The sequence below is a fragment of the Novosphingobium sp. BL-S-33 genome (genome assembly GCF_056857025.1).
The window spans coordinates 2,378,937-2,400,418 of the sequence record NZ_CM166474.1; the positions used below are offsets into that span (position 1 = coordinate 2,378,937).

The following is a 21,482-nucleotide window of genomic DNA, read 5'->3' on the forward strand; positions in this document are numbered from 1 at the left end:
AGGGCTTATAGCGGCGCGATGACCCGGTTTCTCAAGCGAATCCTGCTGCTCGTCGGCCTTGCCGCGGTGCTTTTCGTGGGCGCGCATTTCTATGCGGGCTGGCGCCTGCACTCCGCGTTGGTGGCGAACGGCATGTCCGATCGCGTCGCGTCCTGCATGACCAAGCGCATGATGAAGCGCCTCACCCTGCTCCAGTTGATGAAGCTTGAGAAGCTGGAGGGCGACAAGCCAACGCTCGGCGCCTGGATCCATGCGGTCAAGGGCGTGGACGACAGCAAGGTCATTCTCGTCACCACCACCTCCGCCGCCCTGTGCAAGTCCGGGCTTGCGCATTGAAGCCCTTACAAGTCAGGTGTTTCCAGCGGCCCTGAAAATGCTCTAGGGGGCGGCAAGAAATTCCTAGTTCGGGAAAGATCACCGCTTGACCCTCGCTCCCTACGCATCCGATCCGGCGCGCACGCGCGGACGCGAATATCCGATCGAGGACGGCGTCGCGCGCGGTCCGCGCAGTGCCTATCAGCGCGATCGCGACCGCATCGTCCATTCGATCGCCTTCCGCCGCCTGCGCTACAAGACGCAGGTCTTCATCGCGCCGGATGGCGACCATTACCGCGTCCGCCTGACCCACAGCCTTGAAGTCGCGCAAGTCGCGCGCGTCATCGCTCGCATCCTCGGCCTCGACGAGGACCTGACCGAAGGCCTCGCGCTCGCGCACGATATCGGTCATCCGCCCTTCGGCCATGCCGGAGAGGAAGCGCTGGACGCCGCGCTTCACAAGGCCGGCGGCTTCGATCACAACGCCAATTGCCTCCGCACGCTCATGCGCATCGAAAGCCCCTATTGCGAGCATGACGGGCTCAACCTGACATGGGAGATGCTGGAGGGGCTGGCCAAGCACAACGGCCCGGTGCTGACCCCGAACTGGGCGCTTGCCGGCCTCGATCAGGACTACAATCTCGAACTGGGCTCCTACGCCTCGCTCGAAGCGCAAGTCGCCGCGCTTTCGGACGACATCGCCTATGACAACCACGATATCGATGACGGCCTGCGCGCTGGTTTCCTCGATCTCGAAGAACTGCTCGCGCATCCTTTCGTGGTGGACCGCTGGCGCGAGGTGGAGCGCCGCTTCCCGGGGGTTCCGCTCAATCGCCAGCTTGCCGAACTGATCCGCAGCCAAATCGGCTTCATGGTCAACGACCTCGTCGCGCAGACCAAGGCCAACCTGATCGGCATCGAGAGCGTGCACGACGTGCGCACCGCCGGACGCCAGCTTGTCACGTTCTCGCCCGAAGTCGAGGAAGGCGAGCGGGCCTTCAAGCGCTTCATGTACGAGAAGCTCTATTACCACCCCGAACAGCTGGAAACCGCGCGCCGTGCCCGCGCGCTGATCGCGGAACTTTACGCGGCCTACTCGCAGGAGCCGGTGCTGATGGAGGAAAGCTGGATCGACGGCCTGCCGCGCCACGAGCCCGAACGCAGCCGCCATATCGCCGACTATATCGCCGGCATGACCGACCGTTACGCCATCGCCTGCCACGCGCAGATCTATGGCGTTACGCCCGAAGGGTTGCGCAATGTCTGATGCTGGCTCGGCTCCGCAAGGAGCCCGGCGCCTCTGCCTCGTCGGTGCAAGCGGCATGGTCGGGCAGGCCGTGATCGCGGGCAGTATGGGGCGGAGCGACCTTCGCGTGGTCGGCGTGGCCCGGCGCGAGGTGCCGCTGCCGCTGGGGGCACGGCTGGAAATCCTTATGGGAGAAACCGCCGACTGGCCGCCGCTGATCGCCGCCGCGCGCGCGCAAGTGCTGGTCTGCGCGCTTGGCACCACGCGCAAGGCTGCGGGCAGCGACGGGGCCTTTCGCGCCGTCGATTACGATCTCGTGCTGGAAGTTGCCAAGGCTGCGCGCGCGTCCGGCATCGAGCATATGATCCTGGTCTCTTCGGTCGGCGCCGACCGGGCGAGCCGCAACCTCTATTTGCGCACCAAGGGTGACATCGAGGACGCGGTTCATAAACTGGGCTTCCGCCGGCTAGACATCCTGCGCCCCGGCCTCTTGCGGGGGCACCGCACCGAAAGCCGCCCGCTGGAGAGCATGGCGCAAGTGCTCAACCCGGTGGCCGACGCCATCGTGCTCCGCGGTCGGTTCTCCAAGTTCCGCTCGATCTCGGTCCGCCGCCTTGCCGATGTGATTTTCGCGCTGAGCGCGGAGAAGACGCGTGGCCGCTTCATTCACGAACATGAAGCAATGATGCGCGCGCTGCGCCGGGCAGGGGATTGAGGGGGGGGGCGCACTCTCCTGTCGCCCATACCCCCCTTCTTTCTTCTCTCGTCATTGCGAGCGTAGCGAAGCAAGCCAGGGCAGTCTTGAACCGCTCTGGATTGCTTCGCTACGCTCGCAATGACGAGAAGGAGACGGGGCAGCGACAGGAAGGGGCTGCTTCCGTGCCCGCTCCCGTTCCATTCGGGGAAATAGTACTGCAGTGCAGCGCAACCGGCGTTGACACAAACGCACCTCTCAACCAAGGGTCAAGGCATCGCTGACAGCGCGGGAGAGACCTGCCGATTCGCACATGCGGAGAAGGCAGGCGCCGAAGGAGCAACCGCCCCGGAATCTCTCAGGCAAAAGGACCGCGCAGCGTCGATAGCGAGACTCTGGAAAGTGTCTCATCCCAAAAGGGTGAGGCCGCCGACGGTGTAACTCCGGTATGGTCCGTTTCGGGCCCTCTGGGGGAAGCTCTCAGGTTTCCGTGACAGAGGGGGCACCTGGAATGGTGTACCGAACTGTGCGGAGTCATGTCTTGAGCGAATACCCGATTTCCGATTCCGATCAGGAACCCGAAGAACTCGCGCCGATGCTGTTGCCGCTGGATAGCTGGCACCGCGATCGCGGCGGCCGCATGGTCGAATTCGCCGGTTACATGATGCCCGTCCAGTATGAGGGCATCATGGCCGAGCACCTCTGGACCCGCGAGAACGCCGGTCTGTTCGATGTCAGCCACATGGGCCAGCTGCTCGTTTCGGGCGAAGAGGGCGCGCAGACCGATGTCGAGCCCGCGCTCGAAGCGGCCCTGCCCATCGATCTTTCGACCCTGAAGCTGGGCGCGGTGCGCTACTCGCTGCTGCTGGACGAAAACGGCGGCATTCTCGACGACCTCATGGTCGCGCGCTGGCCGGGCGGCTTCTACCTCGTCGTGAACGGCGCCACCAAGTGGGACGATATCGGCACTCTGCGCGAGTATCTGCCGGACGACGTCACGCTCAACCACCTCGACGACCGCGCGCTGCTGGCGCTTCAGGGCCCCAAGGCCTTTGCCGCACTCGAACGCGTGGCCGAGGGTGAATATCCGCTCTCCGCGCTGACTTTCATGAAGGGCGGCCGCTTCACGCTGGGCGGCGTCGACGCCTGGATCAGCCGCTCGGGCTATACCGGCGAGGACGGTTTCGAAATTTCGATCCCCGGCGATTCCGCTGCCGAAGTGGCGGACCTGCTGCTGGCCCAGCCCGAAGTGAGGCCGATCGGCCTTGGCGCGCGTGACTCGCTGCGTCTTGAAGCCGGCCTGCCGCTCTACGGCCACGACATGGATCCCGAGCGCGGTCCGGTCGAGGCCGGCCTTGCTTTCGGCATCAACAAGCGCCGCCGCCTCGAAGGCGGCTTCCCCGGCGCCGAGCGCGTCCAGCGCGACTTTGCCGAGGGCACTGCGCAGAAGCGCATCGGTCTCAAGCTGGAAGGCCGTCAGGCCGCCCGCGAGGGTGCCAAGGTTTTCCATGGAGAACAGGAAGTTGGCGTTGTGACTTCGGGCGGTTTCTCGCCTTCGTTGCAGCACCCGATCGCCATGGCCTACGTCGATGCGGCGCTTGCTGCTGACGGCACTGCGCTTTCCATCGAAATTCGGGGCAAGAAGCTCGACGCCACGGTCGCGGCGATGCCCTTCGTCCCCAATCGCTATCACCGCTGAGGACCAATCCTCCTAGCAAAGGACATTCCATGACCCGTTATTTCTCCCAGGAACATGAGTGGCTCGAAGTCGAAGGCGACCTCGGCACCGTGGGCATCACCGACTACGCACAGGGCCAGCTCGGCGACATCACCTTCGTGGACCTGCCTGAAGCCGGCGCGACGTTCGGCAAGGGCGATTCCGTCGCCGTGGTGGACTCGGTGAAGGCCGCTTCGGACGTCTACACCCCGGTTTCGGGCACCATCGCCGAAGTGAACGCCGCGCTCGGCGACGAGCCGGAACTGGTCAACACCGACGCCGAAGTGGGCGGCTGGCTGTTCCGTATCACGCTCTCCGATGCCTCGGAGCTTTCAGGCCTCATGGATGAGGCGGCGTACAAGGACTATGTCGGCAGCCTCTAAGCTTCCGATCCTCCCCCTGAGGGGGAGGGGGACCGCCGCGAAGCGGTGGTGGAGGGGTGTCGACGCCCGCGGCGTGGCTCCACGCCGAGAGGGCGATACCCCTCCGTCAGCCCCAAGGGCTGCCACCTCCCCTTGCAGGGGAGGATCTTCGAGATTTTCTGCTGAGGAAACCCCAGCTCCATGCGCTACCTTCCCCTGACTCCCGCCGACCGGGCCGAGATGCTCGGCGTCATCGGCGCCGCCAGCGTTGACGATCTCTTCGTCGACGTTCCCGCCGAGGCGCGGCTTTCCGGTCCCATCGCGGGCCTTCCCGCCCATGCCAGCGAAATAGCCGTCGAACGGCACATGTCCGCGCTTGCCGCGAAGAACCTGAGCGCCGGTTCGGTGCCGTTCTTCCTCGGCGCCGGTGCCTATCGCCACCATGTTCCGGCCTCGGTCGATCACCTGATCCAGCGCGGCGAGTTCCTCACCGCCTACACGCCCTACCAGCCGGAAATCGCGCAGGGCACGCTGCAGGTGCTGTTCGAGTTCCAGACGCAGGTGGCGCGCCTGTTCGGCACCGATATCGCCAATGCCTCGATGTACGATGGCTCGACGGCGTGCTGGGAAGCGATCCTGATGGCCGCGCGCGTCACCCGCAAGGGCCGTGCGGTGCTCTCGGGCGGCCTGCACCCGCACTACGCCGAAGTGGTGCGCACGCTCGCCAAGTTCACCGAGGACGATATCGTCTCGCTGAAGGCGGAACTGGTGGCCGAAGCCGACGACGCTGCCGTGATCGCGGCGATCGACGACAAGACCTCCTGCGTCGTCGTGCAGTATCCCGACATCCTCGGCCGCATCCCCGATCTGGCCGCGATTGCCGAAGCCGCGCATGCCAAGGGCGCGCTGCTGGTGGCGGTCGTCACCGAGCCGGTTGCGCTCGGCATGATCGAGGCGCCGGGCGAGCTGGGCGCGGATATCGTCGTGGGTGAGGGCCAGTCGCTGGGCGTCGGCCTTCAGTTCGGCGGTCCCTACCTCGGCCTGTTCGGCTGCCGTGAGAAGTTCGTGCGCCAGATGCCGGGCCGCCTCTGCGGCCAGACCGTGGACGCCGAAGGCAAGCGCGGCTTCGTGCTGACGCTCTCTACCCGCGAGCAGCATATCCGCCGCGAGAAGGCGACGAGCAATATCTGCACGAATTCAGGGCTTTGCGCGCTGGCTTTCAGCATCCACCTGACCCTTCTGGGCGGTGAAGGCCTGTCTCGTCTCGCTGCCGTGAACCACGATCGCACGCAGGCGCTGGTCGAACGGATCACCAAGGTTCCGGGCGTGAAGCTGCTGAACGACGCCTACTTCAACGAAGTCACGCTGGTCCTCCCGCGCGACGCGCGTGAGGTTGTTCGCGAACTGGCCGACCGCAAGGTGCTGGGCGGCGTCTCGCTCGGCCGCCTGTTCCCCGAGGCAGGCGAACTGCACAACGGCCTGCTCATCACGGCGACGGAAACCGTCACCGACGAGGATATCGAAACCTTTGCCCGTGAGCTTGAAGGAGTGCTGGCATGAACGCGGTAAACGCAAGCGGCTGGCGTCCCAGCATGGGCGAAACCGGTGAGGCGGGCGAAAAGTTCGTAACCTCTTCAGGCGATTACGGCCTGATGCTGGAAGAAGCCCTGAGCTTCGAACTCGGCTCTTCCGAGAAGTGCGGTGTCGATCTCGACACTCCGGCACGTCCGGCGGCGGCAGGTCTGTCGAAGTTCCTGCGCAAGGCCGCTCCGGCTTTGCCGGGCCTGACCGAGCCGGAGACGGTGCGCCACTACACGCGCCTCTCGCGCCAGAACTACGCGATCGACCTCGGGCCGTTCCCGCTCGGCTCGTGCACGATGAAGCACAACCCGCGCCTGAACGAGAAGATGGCCCGCTTGCCGGGCTTCGCCGACGTCCACCCGCTCCAGCCGCAGAAGTCGGTCGAGGGTGCGCTGGAAGTGATCGAGCAGTTGGCCGACTGGCTGATCACGCTCACCGGCATGGCTTCGGTGGCGATGAGCCCCAAGGCCGGTGCCCATGGCGAACTCTGCGGCCTGCTCTGCATCCGCGCCGCGCTCGACGCGCGCGGTGAGAAGCGCGACGTCGTGCTGGTGCCTGAGAGCGCCCACGGCACCAACCCGGCGACGGCCGCTTTTGCGGGCTTCAAGGTCCAGTCGATCCCGGCGACCCCGGAAGGCCGCGTCGATCTCGATGCGCTCAAGGCCAAGCTCGGGCCGAACGTCGCGGGCGTGATGATCACCAACCCCAACACCTGCGGCCTGTTCGAGCCGGAGATGAAGGCGATCGGTGACGCGGTTCACGCGGCGGGCGGCTATGTCTACTGCGACGGCGCGAACTTCAACGCCATCGTCGGCAAGGTCCGCCCCGGCGACCTCGGCGTCGATGCCATGCACATCAACCTGCACAAGACCTTCTCGACGCCCCACGGCGGCGGTGGCCCCGGTGCCGGTCCGGTCGTGCTCTCCGAAGCGCTGGCACCCTTCGCGCCGCTGCCCTTCGTCACGCGCGGCGCGGACGGCACCGTCCACCTCGTCGAGGAAGAGAACGCGGGTGAGGGCCATGCACAGGCATTCGGCCGCATGGTCGCCTTCCACGGCCAGATGGGCATGTTCACCCGCGCGCTGACTTACATCCTCAGCCACGGCGCGGACGGTCTGCGCCAGGTGGCCGAGGACGCGGTGCTCAACGCCAACTACGTCCTGCGCTCGTGCGAGGACCTGCTGCCCGCACCCTTCGCCAAGAGCGGCCCGTGCATGCACGAGGCGCTGTTCAGCGACGCCGGTCTGGCCGAGGGCTTCTCCACGCTCGACATCGCCAAGGGCCTGATCGACGAGGGCTTCCACCCGATGACCGTCTACTTCCCGCTGGTGGTCAAGGGCGCGATGCTCGTCGAGCCGACCGAGACGGAAAGCAAGGCCGGGCTTGACCGCTTCATCGGTTCGCTGCGCAGCCTTGCCCAGCGTGCCAAGGATGGCGACCAAAGCCTTCACAGCGCGCCGCATTTTGCCCCGCGTCGTCGACTTGACGAAACGCTTGCGGCGCGTAAGCCAGTGCTCGTGTGGCAGGGGCACTTGGGTGAGCCGGGTACGCCTTCGCTGAGCGAGTTCGGGGGTAGCTGAAGTCTATGGGGGAAGCTGGACGTGGAATGGCGGCATGGTTGCCGCTGCTGGTCTTTGCCGGGCTGATGCTCTGGCGGTTCCGCAACCTTGAAAAGGCGCGTCCGCTCCGGCTTCCCTTGCTCTGGATACTGCCGCTGATCATTACGGCACTGGTCTGCTTCGCGCTGTTTGCCTTGCCGCCGAGCGGCCTTGGCTGGCTGAGCCTTGCCGCCGGTGCCACGATCGGCGGCGCGATCGGCATGCAGCGTTCGCGCCTGATGCGCCTGCATGTCGAAGGCGAGGGCGACGATGCGCGTGTCATGGTGCGTCAGTCGCCGCTTGCGCTGGTTCTGATCGGCGGCGTCTTCATAGTGCGCCGCCTTCTGCTTCCGGGCGGCATGGCCATCGGCGCGAGCCATCCTGCGGCCACGGCGCTGTTGCTGACCGATGCTATGCTCGGTCTGGTGCTGGGAATGGTCGTGGTGAGCCGAGGTGTGCTCTGGCAGCGTGCGCGGGCCATGGTGGCCAACCACATCACCGACGCCTGACAGAACAGGAAATTGCGGCCTGCCGGCGCCTGTGGCGCTGGGGCAGGCCGTGATGCCTCACGTCGCGCGGTCGACCGCATTCGCCGCGGATTCGATGTCCTGTCCCACGCCGCGCACGGTGTTGCAGGCAGCCGCACCGAGCACGAGGCCCGCCGCAGCGGCAGCCAGGACAAGCTTCCTGATCATCTTTTCGCTATCCTTGTCAGCGAAAGGCCCCGGATTGGTCCTATCGATCGGCGACCGCTAGGCGATCACGCAAGGCAGCGAAAGAGGGGAGAGCCTGCGCTTCGGCGCTCGGCCGAAGCGTTCCGGCCCACTTTCGGCGTGCGCGGCTGATCGGCTTACTTGTGAATGGCGTCTTCGCCGGCCTGTCCGACCGATTGGACGTCCTTGCCGGCGCCCTTGACCGTGTTGCAGGCCGAAGCCGAGACGACGATACCGCCGACCATCAGGGCGAGCACGAATTTCTTGAGCATTTCTCGTTCCTTTCGAGCATCCGTCCGGCATGTTTTACCGGGATCGCTAAAGGCAACGTCCAGCCCGCGAGCAGGTTCCCTAGGTTCGCTGAAGGGAGGGCGCGGAGGTTTCGATTGCCGGCCCCGCCTCGCCAAGGCTTTCTTCGGTCGCCCCTTCATCCAGCGCGGAGGTCGGCGAGATACGCTTTGCCAGTGTATGTTCGCGCCAGGTGATGATGAGGCCTGCCGCGACGATCAGCGGCGCGCCAAGCCAGATCGATGCGGGCGGCAGCGATCCGAAGATCGTGCGTTCGTAAAGCGTCGCCCAGATCAGCGCGCTGTAGTCCATGACCACCACGGTCGCGACCGCGCCGTACCGCAGCGCGGCGGTGATGAGCAATTGCGCCAGTGTCCCGGCAAGCCCCACGGCCACCAGCAGCAGCCAGACTTGCGGCGGGTGCGACTGGCCATAGAACGGCAGCAGCACGGCGGCGAACAGCGAGCCGAAGAAAGAAAACCAGAATACGCAGGCGATCGGCTCCTCGGTACTGGCAAGGTCGCGGATCTGGAAACTGACGACGGCGACGATCACGCCCGCACCCAGCCCGGCGGCGAGGCCCGCCAGCGGAACCGCCTGTTCCCCCGGCCGGGTAATCAGCAACACGCCGATAAAGCCGAGTACCACGGCGGTCCAACGCCAGCGGCCGACATGCTCGCGCATGACAAGGGCCGTGATCAGCACCGCGAAGAGCGGCGCTGTGAAGCCCAGCGTCGTGCCCACGGGCAGCGGCAGCAGCATGGCCGCCGTGACATTGCAGACGAGGCCCAGCGTCCCGGTGGTCGCCCGCATCGCATGATTGCGCAGGCGGCCGGTCCTCAGCATGCCGAGCCGTCCTGTCGCCAGCAGCCAGCCCGCCATCAGCGGAACCGCCATGGCCTGCCGCCAGAACACCATTTCCGGCGCCGAAACGCCCCGGCTTCCGGCAAGCTTGATCAGCATGAACATGGTCGAGAGCATGGTCATGGCCATGAGGCGCAGCCCGATGGCCAGCAGCGGACGGTCCGGACGCCTGCTTGCGGGTGGGCGGGATGGCGACGGGGCGGAGGAAACGTTCACCCGGCGGGCTTTATCTTCCCGGCGCAAGGAGGCAAGGGCGGGGAATGAACGATACCGACCTTATCATGGCAGCGGCGGGCGGGGTCTGCGTCGTGGTGGCGGCGATCGCCTGGATCGGCGACCTTCGCCGCATGAAGCGCCGCGATCTCGACCGCGTGGGCTTCATGCCCTGGACGACGGTGTTCTTCATTGCGCTGATGGGGGCGGTGCTGCTGCTCGGGATTTCCGCGAAGGACTGGTTCGGGCGATAATCCGGCAAGGGCCTAGGCCGCCGGTCGACAAGGGCAGGGGGAATGTCTGATGGATGATGAACCGGGCATGCGGATCGTTCGCGGCAAGACTCCGGAGTCTGCGGCCATGGTCGCGGCAACGCGGCGGGCGATGACGCTGACGGCCCGGCTCAATCAGTTGACGTTCGACGATGCCGATGCGGTGCGGGCGCTGTTCAGCGAACTGATCGGAACCCCGGTCGACGATGGTTTCCTCCTGCTTCCACCGTTCTACACCTCCGGGGGCACCGAAATCCGGCTTGGCCGGAATGTCTTCATCAATCAGAATTGCACGATCTACGATCTTGGCGGCGTGGACATCGGTGACGATGTGATGATCGCGCCGAACGTGAGCATCATTACGGCGAGCCATCCCCTCGATCCGGTCCAGCGTCGCTCCGTCACGATCGGCAAACCGATCGTGATCGGACGCAACGCCTGGATCGCCAATGGTGCGACGATTATCGGCGGCGTGACGATCGGCGAGAATTCCGTCGTGGCAGCGGGGGCGGTCGTGACCAAGGACGTGCCGCCGAACGCGCTTGTCGGCGGAAGCCCGGCGCGGATCATTCGCATGATCGACTAGGGGCGCTTGCCGCGCTTTCCTACATCGCGGGGTTGTGACCTAATCGGGGGATGAAGCGCAATCTGCCCCGCAACAAGCCCCGTCACATCCGGGTTCCCGCATTTGCTCCCGTACCCGTGCGGGCGCGTGCCGATGGTTGGACGCCGGACCGTCAGGCGCGCTTTCTCGGCGCCTTGGCGGAGACGGGTTCGGTCGTGGAGGCCGCGCGGCGCGTCGGGATGGCGCGCGAGACGGCCTATCGGCTGCGCCGCAAGCCGGGCGCGGGCAGTTTCGCCGCCGCATGGGACAAAGTGACGGGTGTGCGCCCACAAGGTGACAGGCCCGCACAAGGTGACAGGTCGCGAAAGTGGAAGGTCACAGCCGAAGAGCGGGCACAACGCGCGCTGTTCGGTCTGCTCAAGGTGCGGATGTACCGTGGCCGCCATGTCGCGACCGAGCGAAAAGCCGACAATTCCGCGCTTCTGGCCTATCTCGCCCAGTTGGATCGTTCGGCATTGTCGGGCGCTAGGGGCGAGGCAAGGTTACACCGTTTCGCACCCGGTTTCGTGTCAACCGGGTGCGCGCGGTGAGGGCACTCGCGTCAGAGGCAGGCTTCCAGATAGGCCTGATCGAATCCGAACTGGCGGGCCTTTTCCAACGTGTAGGGACGCAGGCCCGAGGGGCGGAATTCGCCGATGATCTTGCCGTCGTCGGTCTCGTCCAGATACTCGAACTTGAAGAGTTCCTGGGTGACGATCACGTCGCCTTCCATGCCGATCACTTCGGTGATGTTGGTAGTGCGGCGCGAACCGTCGCGCAGGCGCTTTACCTGCACGATGATGTCTACCGATTCGGCGATCTGGCGGCTGATGGCTTCCTTGGGGATCTTGATGTCGCCCATCAGGATCATGTTCTCCATACGGCCAAGGCACTCGCGCGGGCTGTTGGCGTGGAGCGTGCACATGGAACCGTCGTGGCCGGTGTTCATGGCGGCGAGCAGGTCGAAGCACTCGGCGCCGCGGATTTCGCCCAGGATGATCCGGTCCGGGCGCATACGCAGGGCGTTCTTCACAAGGTCGCCAATAGTGATCGCGCCTTGCCCTTCAAGGTTCGGCGGGCGGGTTTCCAGCGGCAGCCAGTGCGGTTGCTGGAGGCGGAGTTCGGCGGCGTCCTCGATGGTCAGCACGCGCTCGCCCGGATCGATCATCTTCGAGAGGGCATTGAGCATCGTCGTCTTGCCCGAGCCGGTACCGCCCGAGATCACGACGTTCATCCGGCAGGCGCCGGCGATCTTGAGTGCGGTGGCCATCTTCTCGCTCATCGAACCGAAGTCCTTGAGCATGTCGATGGTGATCGGCTTCTCGGAGAACTTACGAATCGAGATCGCGGTGCCGCGCAGGCTGAGCGGCGGCACGATGACGTTGACGCGGCTGCCGTCCTTGAGGCGGGCGTCGGCCAGCGGCGTGGTCTGGTCGACGCGGCGGCCGACCTGGTTGACGATGCGCTGGGCGATCTGGAACAGGTGCTGCTCGTCGCGGAACTTGGTCGTCGCGAGTTGCAGCTTGCCCTTCTTTTCGATGTAGGTCTGGTTCGGGCCGTTGACCATGATGTCCGACACGTCGGGATCGTTGAGCAGCTCTTCCAGTGGGCCGAAGCCGAGCAGTTCGTCGATCAGCACCTTCTCCAGCGCGAACTGTTCGCGGCGGTTGAAGGTGATTTTCAGTTCGGCCAGCACTTCGATGATGATCGGGCGGAATTCCTCGGACAGTTCGTCCTTGGTCAGCGTCGCCGCCGCTTCGGGATCGACGCGTTCGAGCAGGCGGGGGAGTACCTGTTCTTTGATCTTGTGGATCGAGGCTTCGAAGCCGTTCTGCTCGGATTCGCCCGAATGAACCGAATTGGCACGATCGGCGAGGCGCGACATGGCGTCCTCGCGCGAGTTCTGCGGGCCGGACGAGGGCGCGTCCATGCTGGCAACCGGCGGGAACTGCTCGCCGCCCGGGCCGCCCGAAACCGGAGGCTTCTCACCGACGCCGCTCTTGAGCGGCTTGGCCACGCCGAACGCGGGACGCGCTCCCTGGCTCATCCCTCCCATGCCGTTACGCCGCCCGAATGCCGTCATGCTTCCATAAACCTTTCCAGCGCTCCGGTTGCGCGGTTGCCCGCGAACCTGTGCGAATATGCAGAGGATTAAGGTTGAAACTTTGATAACTTCCTAATGGGCGCGGCCCCGGCTTCCGATTGCCGCAAGATCTCGCGTCAGGTCTGCAGGCAGAAGCAAAAGGGCGCCCCCGGTTTCCCGGAGGCGCCCCTGAAAGCGCAAAGCTTGTTGAAAGCTTTTGTCGGAGATCAGCCCTCGACGTGCTCTGCGAGCACGGTCAGGCCCTTTTCGCCCACTTCGGCGAAACCGCCGGTGATGCGGATCTCTTCCGGCATGGCGCCTTCGGCCCGATAGACCTTGAGGGCGCCGTCAGCGACGGTCGACATGAAGGGCGCGTGGCCCTCCAGCACGCCGAACTCGCCTTCGGTGCCGGGGACGACCACCATGTGGACGTCTTCCGAGCGGACGAGCTTGGCCGGCGTGACGAGTTCGAAGTGCAGAGCCATGATCGATTACGCCTCTTCGGCCAGCTTCTTGGCCTTGGCGACCACTTCCTCGATGCCGCCGACCATGTAGAAGGCTGCTTCCGGAAGGTGATCGTATTCGCCTTCGACGACGGCCTTGAACGACTTCACGGTGTCTTCCAGCTGGACAAACTTGCCCGAGATGCCGGTGAAGACTTCCGCGACGTGGAACGGCTGCGACAGGAACTTCTGGATCTTGCGGGCGCGGGCGACGGTGAGCTTATCTTCTTCCGAAAGCTCGTCCATGCCCAGGATCGCGATGATGTCCTGAAGCGACTTGTACTTCTGCAGGGTTTCCTGAACCTTGCGGGCGGTCTCGTAGTGTTCGGCGCCGACGACGCGGGGCTCAAGAACGCGCGAGGTCGAGTCGAGCGGGTCAACGGCCGGGTAGATGCCCAGTTCCGAGATGGCGCGGTTCAGCGTGGTCGTTGCGTCAAGGTGCGCGAACGATGCGGCCGGTGCCGGGTCGGTAAGGTCATCCGCGGGGACGTAGATCGCCTGAACCGAGGTGATCGAACCCTTGGTGGTCGAGGTGATGCGTTCCTGCAGCTGGCCCATGTCGGTCGACAGGGTCGGCTGATAGCCCACGGCCGAAGGAATACGGCCGAGCAGAGCCGACACTTCCGCGCCCGCCTGGGTGAAGCGGAAGATGTTGTCGACGAAGAACAGAACGTCCTGGCCTTCCTGGTCGCGGAAGTACTCGGCCATGGTCAGGCCCGAGAGAGCGACGCGAGCGCGGGCGCCCGGCGGTTCGTTCATCTGGCCGAACACGAGAGCAACCTTCGAACCGTCCGAGGTGGCGTTGCCTTCGGCGTCCTTGGCAATAACGCCGGCGTCGAGGAACTCGTGGTAGAGGTCGTTACCTTCACGGGTGCGTTCACCGACGCCCGCGAAGACCGACACGCCGCCGTGGCCCTTGGCGATGTTGTTGATCAGTTCCTGGATGAGAACCGTCTTGCCCACGCCGGCGCCGCCGAACAGGCCGATCTTGCCGCCCTTTGCGTAGGGGGCGAGAAGGTCGATGACCTTGATGCCGGTGACCAGGATCGCCGCTTCGGTCGACTGGTCGACGAATTCGGGAGCCTTGGCGTGGATCGGCGAGAACATGTCCGAACCGACGGGACCACGCTCGTCGATCGGGTCGCCGACGACGTTCATGATGCGGCCGAGGGTCTTCGGACCGACGGGGACCGAGATCTGCTTGCCGGTGTTGGCGACGGGCTGACCACGGGTCAGGCCATCGGTGCCGTCCATGGCGATGGTGCGAACGGTGTTTTCACCGAGGTGCTGCGCGACTTCGAGAACCAGCTTCTGGCCGTTGTTCTCGGTCTCGAGCGCGGTGAGGATCGCCGGCAGTTCGCCTTCGAAGGTGACGTCGACGACGGCGCCGATGATCTGGCTGATCTTGCCAGTAGCGGTCAGGTTTAGCACGGGTGCGGTGGCCATTTTGGTTTCCTTGCCTGCGGTGACTTACAGCGCTTCCGCGCCAGCAATGATTTCGATGAGTTCGGTGGTGATCGCGGCCTGACGGCTGCGGTTGTACTGGATCGTCAGCTTCTGGATCAGGTCGCCGGCGTTGCGCGTGGCGTTGTCCATGGCGGTCATCGACGCGCCCTGTTCGGAAGCGGCGTTCTCCAGCAGCGCACCGAAGATCTGCGTGCGCAGGTAGCGCGGCAGCAGCGCGGCGAGGATTTCTTCCTCTTCCGGCTCGTATTCGGTCACGGCATCACCGGCCACGACCGCCTTGGGGGCGGGCACCGGGATGATCTGCTGGTCGGTCGGCTCCTGCAGAAGCGCCGAGCGGAACTTCGAGTAGAACAGGTGTGCCACGTCGAACTTGCCGGCCTCGTACATGGCGACCAGTTCGTCGGCGATGCGCTCGGCTTCGTTGAAGCCGGGGTCACGCACGTCGGTGGTGTCGAACATGTGCGCGATCTGCTTGGGGAATTCGCGGCGCAGCGGCGCGCGACCCTTGCGACCGACGAGGTAGAACAGGACGGTCTTGCCCTGTGCTTCCAGCTCACGCGCCTTCACACGTGCGGCCTTGACGATGTTCGAGTTGAACGCGCCGCACAGACCCTTGTCCGAGTTCGCGACGACGAGCAGGTGCACCTTGTCGCTGCCGGTGCCGGCGAGCAGCTTGGGGCTGTTCTCGCTGACCGTGATCTTGCTGGCGAGCGATCCCATCACCTCGGCGAGACGCGCGGCGTAGGGACGCGCGGACTCCGCGGCGGCCTGCGCCTTGCGCAGCTTGGCCGCGGCGACCATCTGCTTGGCCTTGGTGATCTTCTGGGTCGACTTGACCGAGTTGATGCGGCCTTTGAGTTCCTTGAGCGAAGCCACTCGTTTCTCTCCGTTTTCCGCCCCGGCCGCCGCGATGGCAGCCGGAACGGAGGATCAGGTCAATCTCAGGCGAACTGCTTGGCGAACGCGTCGAGCGCAGCCTTGGTCTTCGCCTTGGCTTCGTCGCCGAAGTCCTTGGTCGAACGGATCAGTTCGAGAACGTCGGCGTGCTTCTCGTGCATGAAGTCGAGCATTTCGGCTTCGTACTCGGTGACCTTCGAAACCGGCAGGGCATCGAGGTAGCCGTTGGTGCCGGCGAAGATCGACAGCGTCTGCTCTTCGAACTTCAGCGGCGAGAACTGCTTCTGCTTGAGCAGCTCGGTCAGGCGCGCACCGCGGTTGAGGAGCTTCTGGGTCGAGGCGTCGAGGTCCGAACCGAACTGGGCGAAGGCCGCCATTTCGCGGTACTGCGCCAGCTCCAGCTTGATCGAGCCGGCAACCTTCTTCATCGCCTTGGTCTGGGCCGAACCGCCGACGCGCGACACCGACAGACCCACGTTGATGGCCGGACGGATGCCCTGGTAGAACAGGCCGGTTTCAAGGAAGATCTGGCCGTCGGTGATCGAGATCACGTTGGTCGGAATGTAGGCCGAGACGTCGCCAGCCTGCGTTTCGATGATCGGAAGCGCAGTGAGCGAGCCGTTGCCGTTCTCGTCGTTCATCTTCGCAGCGCGCTCAAGCAGGCGGCTGTGGAGATAGAACACGTCGCCCGGGTAAGCTTCGCGGCCCGGAGGACGACGCAGCAGCAGCGACATTTGACGATAGGCGACGGCCTGCTTCGAAAGGTCGTCATACACGATCACGGCGTGCATCGCGTTGTCGCGGAAGAACTCGCCCATCGCGGCGCCGGTGTAGGGAGCGAGGTACTGCAGCGGAGCGGGCTCCGAAGCGGTAGCGGCGATGACGATGGAGTATTCCATCGCGCCGTTTTCTTCGAGCTGACGCACGATCTGCGCAACGGTCGAGCGCTTCTGGCCGACGGCGACGTAGATGCAGTAGAGCTTCTTGGATTCGTCGGTGCCGGCGTTCGCTTCCTTCTGGTTGATGAAGGTATCGATCGCGACGGCGGTCTTGCCGGTCTGGCGGTCACCGATGATCAGCTCGCGCTGGCCACGGCCAACGGGGACGAGGGCGTCGATCGCCTTCAGGCCGGTCTGCACGGGTTCGTGCACCGACTTGCGCGGGATGATGCCGGGAGCCTTGGCTTCGACGCGGGCGCGCTTTTCAGCAACGATCGGGCCCTTGCCGTCGATCGGGTTGCCGAGAGCGTCCACCACGCGGCCGAGCAGGCCCTTGCCGACGGGAACGTCGACGATGGTGTTGGTGCGCTTGACGCTGTCGCCTTCCTTGATCTCGGCGTCCGAGCCGAAGATCACGACGCCGACGTTATCGGCTTCGAGGTTGAGGGCCATGCCCTGCACACCGTTGGCGAATTCGACCATTTCGCCGGCCTGGACCTTGTCGAGGCCGTGGATGCGGGCGATGCCGTCACCCACCGAGAGCACGGAACCGACTTCCGAAACCTGGGCTTCGGTGCCGAAATTGGCGATCTGGTCCTTGATGACCTTCGAGATTTCTGCGGCGCGGATGTCCATTGTGGTGCCTTTCTTAGCCCTTCATGGCCTGGGCGAGCGAATTGAGACGGGTGCGGATCGAGCTGTCGATGCGCTTGGAGCCGATGGTGACGACAAGGCCGCCGAGCAGATCGGCGTCCACGCTGGTCTTCACGCTGATCTTGCGGCCCTCGCGCAGTTCCAGCTTCTGGCGCAGCTCTTCGACCTGAGCGTCGTTGAGCGGGTGCGCCGTGGTGACTTCGGCAGTAGCCTCACCGCGCTGGGCGGCGGCGATCGCTGCGAAGGCACGAATGATCTGGGGCAGCGCGGAAAGGCGGCGATTGGCCGCCAGCACGCCGACGAAGTTCTTCGTCAGGGCGGAGAGGCCAAGCACGTCGGCAACAGCCTCCATGGCCGCACCGGCCGCCTTGCGGCTGATTTCGGGGTTGCGAATCAGGTCGGCGAGGTCGCCGTTTTCCTTGATCGCAGCGCCGATACGGTCGAGGTCGCCCTCGACGTTCGTTACGACGCCGTTCTCGCTGGCAAGGTCAAACAGCGCCGAAGCGTAGCGCCCTTGCAAGCTGGCTTTGATGCCGCCGGAATTCTCCACGCGTGTCCTATCCTTACATCGGGTGGGCTGAGGCACTTGGGTACACGAATATAACGTGCCCCCCGGCCCGCAGACGGGGCGCGCATAGCGACGATAGTGTTACTATGCAAGGCGCGGGAGGGCGCTTGGGGACAATGCCTAAAAAAGCGGTTTGAAAGCAAGGCACGGGAAGCGCCGTTGGTTTCAGTGCTGCAGAAGTTCCGGTGAAGCGAGACCGGAGTTTTTCATGACCTATCGAATCGTTGGCCTGCTAACGGCCCCGTTTGCCCACTATTTCTCCATGAACGACCGGGAACTCATTGATTCCGGAGCGCGGCGTCTCATTGCGGACAGCGATTCCGGCTATCCGTGCCGCGTCAGTTTGCGGGACGCCGAGGCGGGCGAGCGCGTCCTGCTCGTGAATTTCGTGAGCCACGAAGTCGCCAATCCTTACCGCACCGCGCATGCGATATATATTCGGGAAGGTGCGAGCGAGGCCGAACCCTTCGTCGATCGGCTCCCACCGGTGTTCGAGGGAAGGACGATGTCGCTGCGTGGTTTCGATCGGGATGGAATGATGGTTCACGCGCTTCTTGCCGCACCCGGCATGGTGGAGGCGGGCATAAGTTTGCTGTTCTCCGATCCGGAGGTCGCTTGCATCCACGCGCACAATGCCGCCCATGGCTGCTTCGCGGCGCGGATCGAACGCGAGGGAGACGGACTGTGACACATACTGTTGCCAAACCCGACGACGAGCGTGCCTGGCAGGCCGTGCTGGCGCGGGATCGGAAATTCGACGGGCGCTTCGTTACCGGCGTCCTTTCCACCGGCATCTATTGCCGCCCCTCGTGTTCCGCGCGCCATCCCCGGCGCGAGAACGTCCGCTTCTTCGCCGAACCGGCCGAGGCCGAGCGTGCGGGGCTGAGGGCTTGCCTGCGTTGCCGCCCGAACGACGTGTCGCGCGACGAGGAGGCAGTCACCCGCGCACTGGCGATGTTGGACGAGGTAGGCGATACCGCGCCGGGGTTGGCCGAACTGGCCGAGACGGTGGGCTACAGTCCCACACATTTCCAGCGCGTGTTCAAGCGCGCCGTCGGGCTCTCACCCGCCGAATATGGCCGCGCGCGACGGTTCGAGCGGGCAGGCGAGGCGCTTAGCGGCGGTGCGAGCGTGACCGAGGCTATCCATGAGGCCGGTTTCAGCGCGCCTTCGCGTTTTTACGAGAGCAGCGCCGAGCGTCTGGGTATGGCACCTTCGGCATGGCGGGACGGCGGCGGCGGCGTGCGGATCCACTGGGCGGTAGTCGCCACGACGCTGGGGCGAATGCTGGTCGCTGCGACCGACCGGGGCGTCTGCCGACTGTCGTTCGACGAAGACCGCGAGGATCTGGCCGCGCGCTTTCCCAAGGCGGAACTGATCGAGGGCGGCGAGGATTTCGCGCGGCTTCTTGAGGATGTCGTCGCCGCAGTCGAGCAGCCCGAGCATTCGCAGCGGATCCCGCTAGACGTGCAGGGCACCGCTTTCCAGCAGGCGGTCTGGCGCGAATTGCAGCGCATCCCGGCGGGAGAAACGCGGACTTATGCGCAGATCGCCGCCGCCGTGGGCAAACCCGGCGCGGTTCGGGCGGCGGGCTCGGCCAATGGCGCCAACAATGTCGCCGTGCTGATCCCCTGCCACCGCGTGATCCGCTCCGACGGCGCGATCGGCGGCTATGCCTATGGCGAGGCGATCAAGCGCGAGCTGCTCCGGCGCGAAAACGCTCAGACGAAACTGTAGGGGTCGATATCGATATTCACGCGCACGCCGCGCGGGAATTGCAGCGGCTCCAGCCATTCGCGCAGCATCTTCTGCAATTCTGCCGAGCGGCGGGCGTTGATGAGCAGGCGGAAGCGGTGGCGTCCGCGCAGCAGGGAGAGCGGCGCCGGAGCAGGGCCCAGCACCAGCATGTCGGGATGGTTGGGGGCGGTGCCGCCGATGGCGCGAGCGGCGGCTTTCGCTTCGGCCTGATCCTCGGACGATACGATGATTGCCGCCCATCGGCCGAAGGGCGGGGCGTTGGCGTCGCGGCGGGCCTCGATCTCGGCACTATAGAAAGCATCGCGATCCCCGGCGGCGAGGGCGGCGATCACGGCGGCCTCGGGATGCCGTGTCTGGATCAGCACTTCGCCGGGCTTTTCGCCGCGACCCGCGCGTCCGGCGACCTGTGCGACCTGCTGGTACGTGCGCTCGGCCGCCCGCAAGTCGCCGCCCTCCAGCCCGAGATCGGCATCGACCACGCCGACCAGCGTCAGTTCGGGGAAATGGTAGCCCTTGGTGACGAGCTGGGTGCCGACGATCACGTCGATGGCCTTGCTTTCGGCCTTGGCGACGAATTCGTTCATCGCCTCTGCCGTGTTCATGGTGTCCGACGTCACTAGCGCCACGCGCGCTTCGGGCAGGATTTCCGCCACTTCGTCGGCAATCCGCTCGACACCGGGGCCGCAGGCGACGAGGCAGTCGCCCGTTCCGCATTCGGGGCAGGCGTCCGGAACCGGCACTTCGTGGCCGCAGTGGTGGCAGGCAAGCCGCTTGGAAAACCGGTGCTCCACCAGCCATGCCGTGCAGTTCGGACACTGGAAGCGGTAGCCGCAATGGCGGCATAGCGTCAGCGGCGCATAGCCCCGGCGGTTGAGAAACAGCAGCGATTGTTCACCGCGCGCGAGCCGGGCCTTCATCTCCTCGACAAGCCGGGGAGCCAGCCATTTGCCGCGCTCGGGCGCTTCCTTGCGCAAGTCGAGGATCTGGATATCGGGAAGCTGCGCGCCGCCGAAGCGGGCGGGGAGGTCGATCTTGCGGTAAACCCCGGCTTCGGCCAGCTGCATCGATTCCAGCGCCGGAGTGGCACTGGCGAGAATGACCGGAAACGCCTCGAACTTGGCGCGCATCACCGCCACATCGCGGGCGTTGTAGCGCACGCCGTCGTCCTGCTTGAACGAGATTTCGTGCGCCTCGTCGACCACGACAAGGCCCAGATTCGCATAAGGCAGGAACAGCGCCGAGCGGGCACCTACAATGACCTGAGCGTTACCTAGAACGATGGAGCGCCACGCGCGCCGCCGCTCGCTGGACTTGAGCGAGGAGTGCCAGAGGATCGGCGGAACACCGAAGCGATGCTCGAACCGGCGGAGGAAATTTTCAGTGAGCGCGATCTCGGGCAGCAGCACCAGGACCTGTCTTCCGAGCCGCAGCGCTTCGGCCACGGCTTCGAAATAGGTCTCGGTCTTGCCCGATCCGGTCACGCCGTCGAGCAGGAAGGGCGCGAACTTGTCCCCGCGCACCGCCTCGACGAAAATGTCCGCTGCGGCCTGTTGCCCTTCCGAGAGTTCGGGCACCGCGAATTCCGGATTGGCGTGAGCATAAGGCCGGTCGAGATCGACCACCACCGGCTCCAGCAGCCCCGCGCCGACCATGCCGCGCAGCACGCCGTCGGAGACCGAGGCCAGTTCGGCCAGTTCCTTGATCGAGGCCTGTTCGCCCTGCAACGCATCCAGTGCTGCTGCGCGCTGCGGGGTGAGGCGGGCCGGTTCCGCGCCTGTCAGCCGGTATTCGGTGGTCGTCCCGCCGCCGCGCAGCGCCGCCATCGAGCCCAGCGCCATGCGGGCCACCGAAGACAGCGAGGCGCAGTAGTAATCCGCCGTCCACTCGATCAGCCGCCGCAGCCGGGTGGGGAGAGGGGGCACCGGCAGCACTTCCAGAATCGGACGTAGTTTGCTTTCAGGCACTTCCTGCGCGCTCAGGCGTTCTGCTTCCCACACGATCCCCAGCACTTGCCGGGGGCCGAGCGGCGCGATCACCACGGATCCGTATTCGACCGCGATGCCTTCGGGCACGCGATAGTCGAGCACGCCCAGCGCGGCATTGAAGACAAGGATTCGAATGCGTTTCATCTGAAATGCATATAGGCA

Annotated in this window: 23 protein-coding genes and 2 riboswitches; of the genes, 13 read left to right on the plus strand and 10 right to left on the minus strand. The window is 65.2% G+C overall.

The window, feature by feature from the left end; all coding sequences use genetic code 11:
- Positions 1-18 precede the first annotated feature (18 nt).
- The 8 genes from AC1VVM_RS11120 (at position 19) to AC1VVM_RS11155 (ending at position 8,022) form a co-directional block, all read left to right on the plus strand.
- Positions 19-336, plus strand: a complete 318-nt coding sequence (locus AC1VVM_RS11120; protein ID WP_482903984.1) for a hypothetical protein — start codon at positions 19-21, stop codon at positions 334-336.
- Positions 337-421: 85 nt separating this feature from the next.
- The gene (locus AC1VVM_RS11125; protein ID WP_132385191.1) at positions 422-1,582 is read left to right on the plus strand and encodes a deoxyguanosinetriphosphate triphosphohydrolase; all 1,161 of its coding nucleotides are present in this window, start codon (positions 422-424) and stop codon (positions 1,580-1,582) included.
- Positions 1,575-2,276: an NAD(P)H-binding protein gene (locus AC1VVM_RS11130; RefSeq protein ID WP_482955067.1), complete on the plus strand. Its 702-nt coding sequence runs from the start codon at positions 1,575-1,577 to the stop codon at positions 2,274-2,276. The genes AC1VVM_RS11125 and AC1VVM_RS11130 overlap by 8 nt, the downstream gene beginning before the upstream one ends.
- 258 nt (positions 2,277-2,534) lie before the next feature.
- Positions 2,535-2,639: riboswitch (glycine riboswitch) on the plus strand.
- 1 nt (position 2,640) lies between these two features.
- A riboswitch (glycine riboswitch) is annotated at positions 2,641-2,762 on the plus strand.
- 88 nt (positions 2,763-2,850) lie between these two features.
- Entirely contained in the window at positions 2,851-3,954 is a 1,104-nt protein-coding gene (gene gcvT, locus AC1VVM_RS11135; RefSeq protein WP_482905088.1) for a glycine cleavage system aminomethyltransferase GcvT, read from the plus strand.
- Positions 3,955-3,983: 29 nt separating this feature from the next.
- Entirely contained in the window at positions 3,984-4,355 is a 372-nt protein-coding gene (gene gcvH / locus AC1VVM_RS11140) for a glycine cleavage system protein GcvH (protein ID WP_482903986.1), read from the plus strand.
- Between the two features lie 180 nt (positions 4,356-4,535).
- Positions 4,536-5,894, plus strand: a complete 1,359-nt coding sequence (gene gcvPA / locus AC1VVM_RS11145) for an aminomethyl-transferring glycine dehydrogenase subunit GcvPA (protein WP_482955068.1) — start codon at positions 4,536-4,538, stop codon at positions 5,892-5,894.
- A complete protein-coding gene (gene gcvPB, locus AC1VVM_RS11150) occupies positions 5,891-7,495 on the plus strand; it encodes an aminomethyl-transferring glycine dehydrogenase subunit GcvPB (protein ID WP_482903988.1) in 1,605 nt (534 codons plus the stop codon). The genes gcvPA and gcvPB overlap by 4 nt, the downstream gene beginning before the upstream one ends.
- 26 nt (positions 7,496-7,521) lie before the next feature.
- Positions 7,522-8,022, plus strand: a complete 501-nt coding sequence (locus AC1VVM_RS11155; protein WP_482903989.1) for a CcdC protein domain-containing protein — start codon at positions 7,522-7,524, stop codon at positions 8,020-8,022.
- A gap of 57 nt (positions 8,023-8,079) precedes the next feature.
- Here the strand turns inward: AC1VVM_RS11155 and AC1VVM_RS11160 are convergent, their stop codons facing one another.
- The 3 genes from AC1VVM_RS11160 to AC1VVM_RS11170 form a co-directional block, all read right to left on the minus strand.
- Positions 8,080-8,208, minus strand: a complete 129-nt coding sequence (locus AC1VVM_RS11160; protein WP_132385198.1) for an entericidin A/B family lipoprotein — start codon at positions 8,206-8,208, stop codon at positions 8,080-8,082.
- A gap of 155 nt (positions 8,209-8,363) precedes the next feature.
- A complete protein-coding gene (locus AC1VVM_RS11165) occupies positions 8,364-8,498 on the minus strand; it encodes an entericidin A/B family lipoprotein (protein WP_132385199.1) in 135 nt (44 codons plus the stop codon).
- 79 nt (positions 8,499-8,577) lie between these two features.
- Positions 8,578-9,594 carry a DMT family transporter gene (locus tag AC1VVM_RS11170; protein WP_482955069.1) on the minus strand — a complete coding sequence of 339 codons (1,017 nt, stop codon included), beginning with the start codon at positions 9,592-9,594 and terminating at the stop codon, positions 8,578-8,580.
- A gap of 44 nt (positions 9,595-9,638) precedes the next feature.
- Here AC1VVM_RS11170 and AC1VVM_RS11175 point away from each other — a divergent pair, with 44 nt between their 5' ends.
- The 3 genes from AC1VVM_RS11175 to AC1VVM_RS11185 are packed head-to-tail and all read left to right on the plus strand — an operon-like array spanning position 9,639 to position 11,018.
- Entirely contained in the window at positions 9,639-9,845 is a 207-nt protein-coding gene (locus AC1VVM_RS11175) for a hypothetical protein (protein WP_132385200.1), read from the plus strand.
- Between the two features lie 49 nt (positions 9,846-9,894).
- Positions 9,895-10,449 carry a sugar O-acetyltransferase gene (locus AC1VVM_RS11180; protein WP_482903992.1) on the plus strand — a complete coding sequence of 185 codons (555 nt, stop codon included), beginning with the start codon at positions 9,895-9,897 and terminating at the stop codon, positions 10,447-10,449.
- Between the two features lie 50 nt (positions 10,450-10,499).
- Positions 10,500-11,018 (plus strand): hypothetical protein, encoded by a 519-nt coding sequence (locus AC1VVM_RS11185; RefSeq protein ID WP_482903993.1) that lies wholly within the window; start codon positions 10,500-10,502, stop codon positions 11,016-11,018.
- 11 nt (positions 11,019-11,029) lie between these two features.
- Here the strand turns inward: AC1VVM_RS11185 and AC1VVM_RS11190 are convergent, their stop codons facing one another.
- The 6 genes from AC1VVM_RS11190 to AC1VVM_RS11215 form a co-directional block, all read right to left on the minus strand.
- Positions 11,030-12,514 carry a TadA family conjugal transfer-associated ATPase gene (locus AC1VVM_RS11190; RefSeq protein ID WP_482903994.1) on the minus strand — a complete coding sequence of 495 codons (1,485 nt, stop codon included), beginning with the start codon at positions 12,512-12,514 and terminating at the stop codon, positions 11,030-11,032.
- Between the two features lie 263 nt (positions 12,515-12,777).
- A complete protein-coding gene (locus AC1VVM_RS11195; RefSeq protein WP_132385205.1) occupies positions 12,778-13,035 on the minus strand; it encodes an ATP synthase F1 subunit epsilon in 258 nt (85 codons plus the stop codon).
- Between the two features lie 6 nt (positions 13,036-13,041).
- Positions 13,042-14,499: a F0F1 ATP synthase subunit beta gene (gene atpD, locus AC1VVM_RS11200; RefSeq protein ID WP_132385206.1), complete on the minus strand. Its 1,458-nt coding sequence runs from the start codon at positions 14,497-14,499 to the stop codon at positions 13,042-13,044.
- A 24-nt stretch (positions 14,500-14,523) separates the two neighbouring features.
- Positions 14,524-15,396: a F0F1 ATP synthase subunit gamma gene (locus AC1VVM_RS11205; protein WP_132385207.1), complete on the minus strand. Its 873-nt coding sequence runs from the start codon at positions 15,394-15,396 to the stop codon at positions 14,524-14,526.
- A 65-nt stretch (positions 15,397-15,461) separates the two neighbouring features.
- Entirely contained in the window at positions 15,462-16,991 is a 1,530-nt protein-coding gene (atpA, locus tag AC1VVM_RS11210; protein WP_132385208.1) for a F0F1 ATP synthase subunit alpha, read from the minus strand.
- A gap of 13 nt (positions 16,992-17,004) precedes the next feature.
- On the minus strand, positions 17,005-17,559 hold the full coding sequence (locus AC1VVM_RS11215; RefSeq protein WP_132385209.1) for a F0F1 ATP synthase subunit delta: 555 nt from the start codon (positions 17,557-17,559) through the stop codon (positions 17,005-17,007).
- Between the two features lie 226 nt (positions 17,560-17,785).
- Here AC1VVM_RS11215 and AC1VVM_RS11220 point away from each other — a divergent pair, with 226 nt between their 5' ends.
- Positions 17,786-18,265 carry a DUF1203 domain-containing protein gene (locus tag AC1VVM_RS11220; protein ID WP_482903995.1) on the plus strand — a complete coding sequence of 160 codons (480 nt, stop codon included), beginning with the start codon at positions 17,786-17,788 and terminating at the stop codon, positions 18,263-18,265.
- Positions 18,262-19,314, plus strand: coding sequence for a bifunctional DNA-binding transcriptional regulator/O6-methylguanine-DNA methyltransferase Ada (gene ada / locus AC1VVM_RS11225; RefSeq protein ID WP_482903996.1), 1,053 nt, complete (start codon positions 18,262-18,264; stop codon positions 19,312-19,314). Before AC1VVM_RS11220 ends, ada begins: the two co-directional genes overlap by 4 nt.
- Here ada and AC1VVM_RS11230 read toward each other — a convergent pair.
- Positions 19,299-21,464, minus strand: coding sequence for a primosomal protein N' (locus AC1VVM_RS11230; RefSeq protein WP_482955070.1), 2,166 nt, complete (start codon positions 21,462-21,464; stop codon positions 19,299-19,301). The two genes, ada and AC1VVM_RS11230, sit on opposite strands and share 16 nt — an antisense overlap.
- Between the last annotated feature and the right edge of the window lie 18 nt (positions 21,465-21,482).

Bases quoted from the DNA above. Each gene is read 5' to 3' on its own strand.
- AC1VVM_RS11120 (WP_482903984.1), top strand. From the start codon at position 19: ATGACCCGGTTTCTCAAGCGAATCCTGCTGCTCGTCGGCCTTGCCGCG.
- AC1VVM_RS11180 (WP_482903992.1), top strand. From the start codon at position 9,895: ATGGATGATGAACCGGGCATGCGGATCGTTCGCGGCAAGACTCCGGAG.
- AC1VVM_RS11190 (WP_482903994.1), bottom strand. From the start codon at position 12,514: ATGAGCCAGGGAGCGCGTCCCGCGTTCGGCGTGGCCAAGCCGCTCAAG.
- AC1VVM_RS11185 (WP_482903993.1), top strand. From the start codon at position 10,500: ATGAAGCGCAATCTGCCCCGCAACAAGCCCCGTCACATCCGGGTTCCC.
- AC1VVM_RS11155 (WP_482903989.1), top strand. From the start codon at position 7,522: ATGGCGGCATGGTTGCCGCTGCTGGTCTTTGCCGGGCTGATGCTCTGG.
- AC1VVM_RS11230 (WP_482955070.1), bottom strand. From the start codon at position 21,464: ATGAAACGCATTCGAATCCTTGTCTTCAATGCCGCGCTGGGCGTGCTC.
- AC1VVM_RS11195 (WP_132385205.1), bottom strand. From the start codon at position 13,035: ATGGCTCTGCACTTCGAACTCGTCACGCCGGCCAAGCTCGTCCGCTCG.
- AC1VVM_RS11160 (WP_132385198.1), bottom strand. From the start codon at position 8,208: ATGATCAGGAAGCTTGTCCTGGCTGCCGCTGCGGCGGGCCTCGTGCTC.
- AC1VVM_RS11130 (WP_482955067.1), top strand. From the start codon at position 1,575: ATGTCTGATGCTGGCTCGGCTCCGCAAGGAGCCCGGCGCCTCTGCCTC.
- gcvPA (WP_482955068.1), top strand. From the start codon at position 4,536: ATGCGCTACCTTCCCCTGACTCCCGCCGACCGGGCCGAGATGCTCGGC.
- atpA (WP_132385208.1), bottom strand. From the start codon at position 16,991: ATGGACATCCGCGCCGCAGAAATCTCGAAGGTCATCAAGGACCAGATC.
- gcvH (WP_482903986.1), top strand. From the start codon at position 3,984: ATGACCCGTTATTTCTCCCAGGAACATGAGTGGCTCGAAGTCGAAGGC.
- AC1VVM_RS11175 (WP_132385200.1), top strand. From the start codon at position 9,639: ATGAACGATACCGACCTTATCATGGCAGCGGCGGGCGGGGTCTGCGTC.
- gcvT (WP_482905088.1), top strand. From the start codon at position 2,851: ATGCTGTTGCCGCTGGATAGCTGGCACCGCGATCGCGGCGGCCGCATG.
- AC1VVM_RS11220 (WP_482903995.1), top strand. From the start codon at position 17,786: ATGACCTATCGAATCGTTGGCCTGCTAACGGCCCCGTTTGCCCACTAT.
- AC1VVM_RS11165 (WP_132385199.1), bottom strand. From the start codon at position 8,498: ATGCTCAAGAAATTCGTGCTCGCCCTGATGGTCGGCGGTATCGTCGTC.
- gcvPB (WP_482903988.1), top strand. From the start codon at position 5,891: ATGAACGCGGTAAACGCAAGCGGCTGGCGTCCCAGCATGGGCGAAACC.
- atpD (WP_132385206.1), bottom strand. From the start codon at position 14,499: ATGGCCACCGCACCCGTGCTAAACCTGACCGCTACTGGCAAGATCAGC.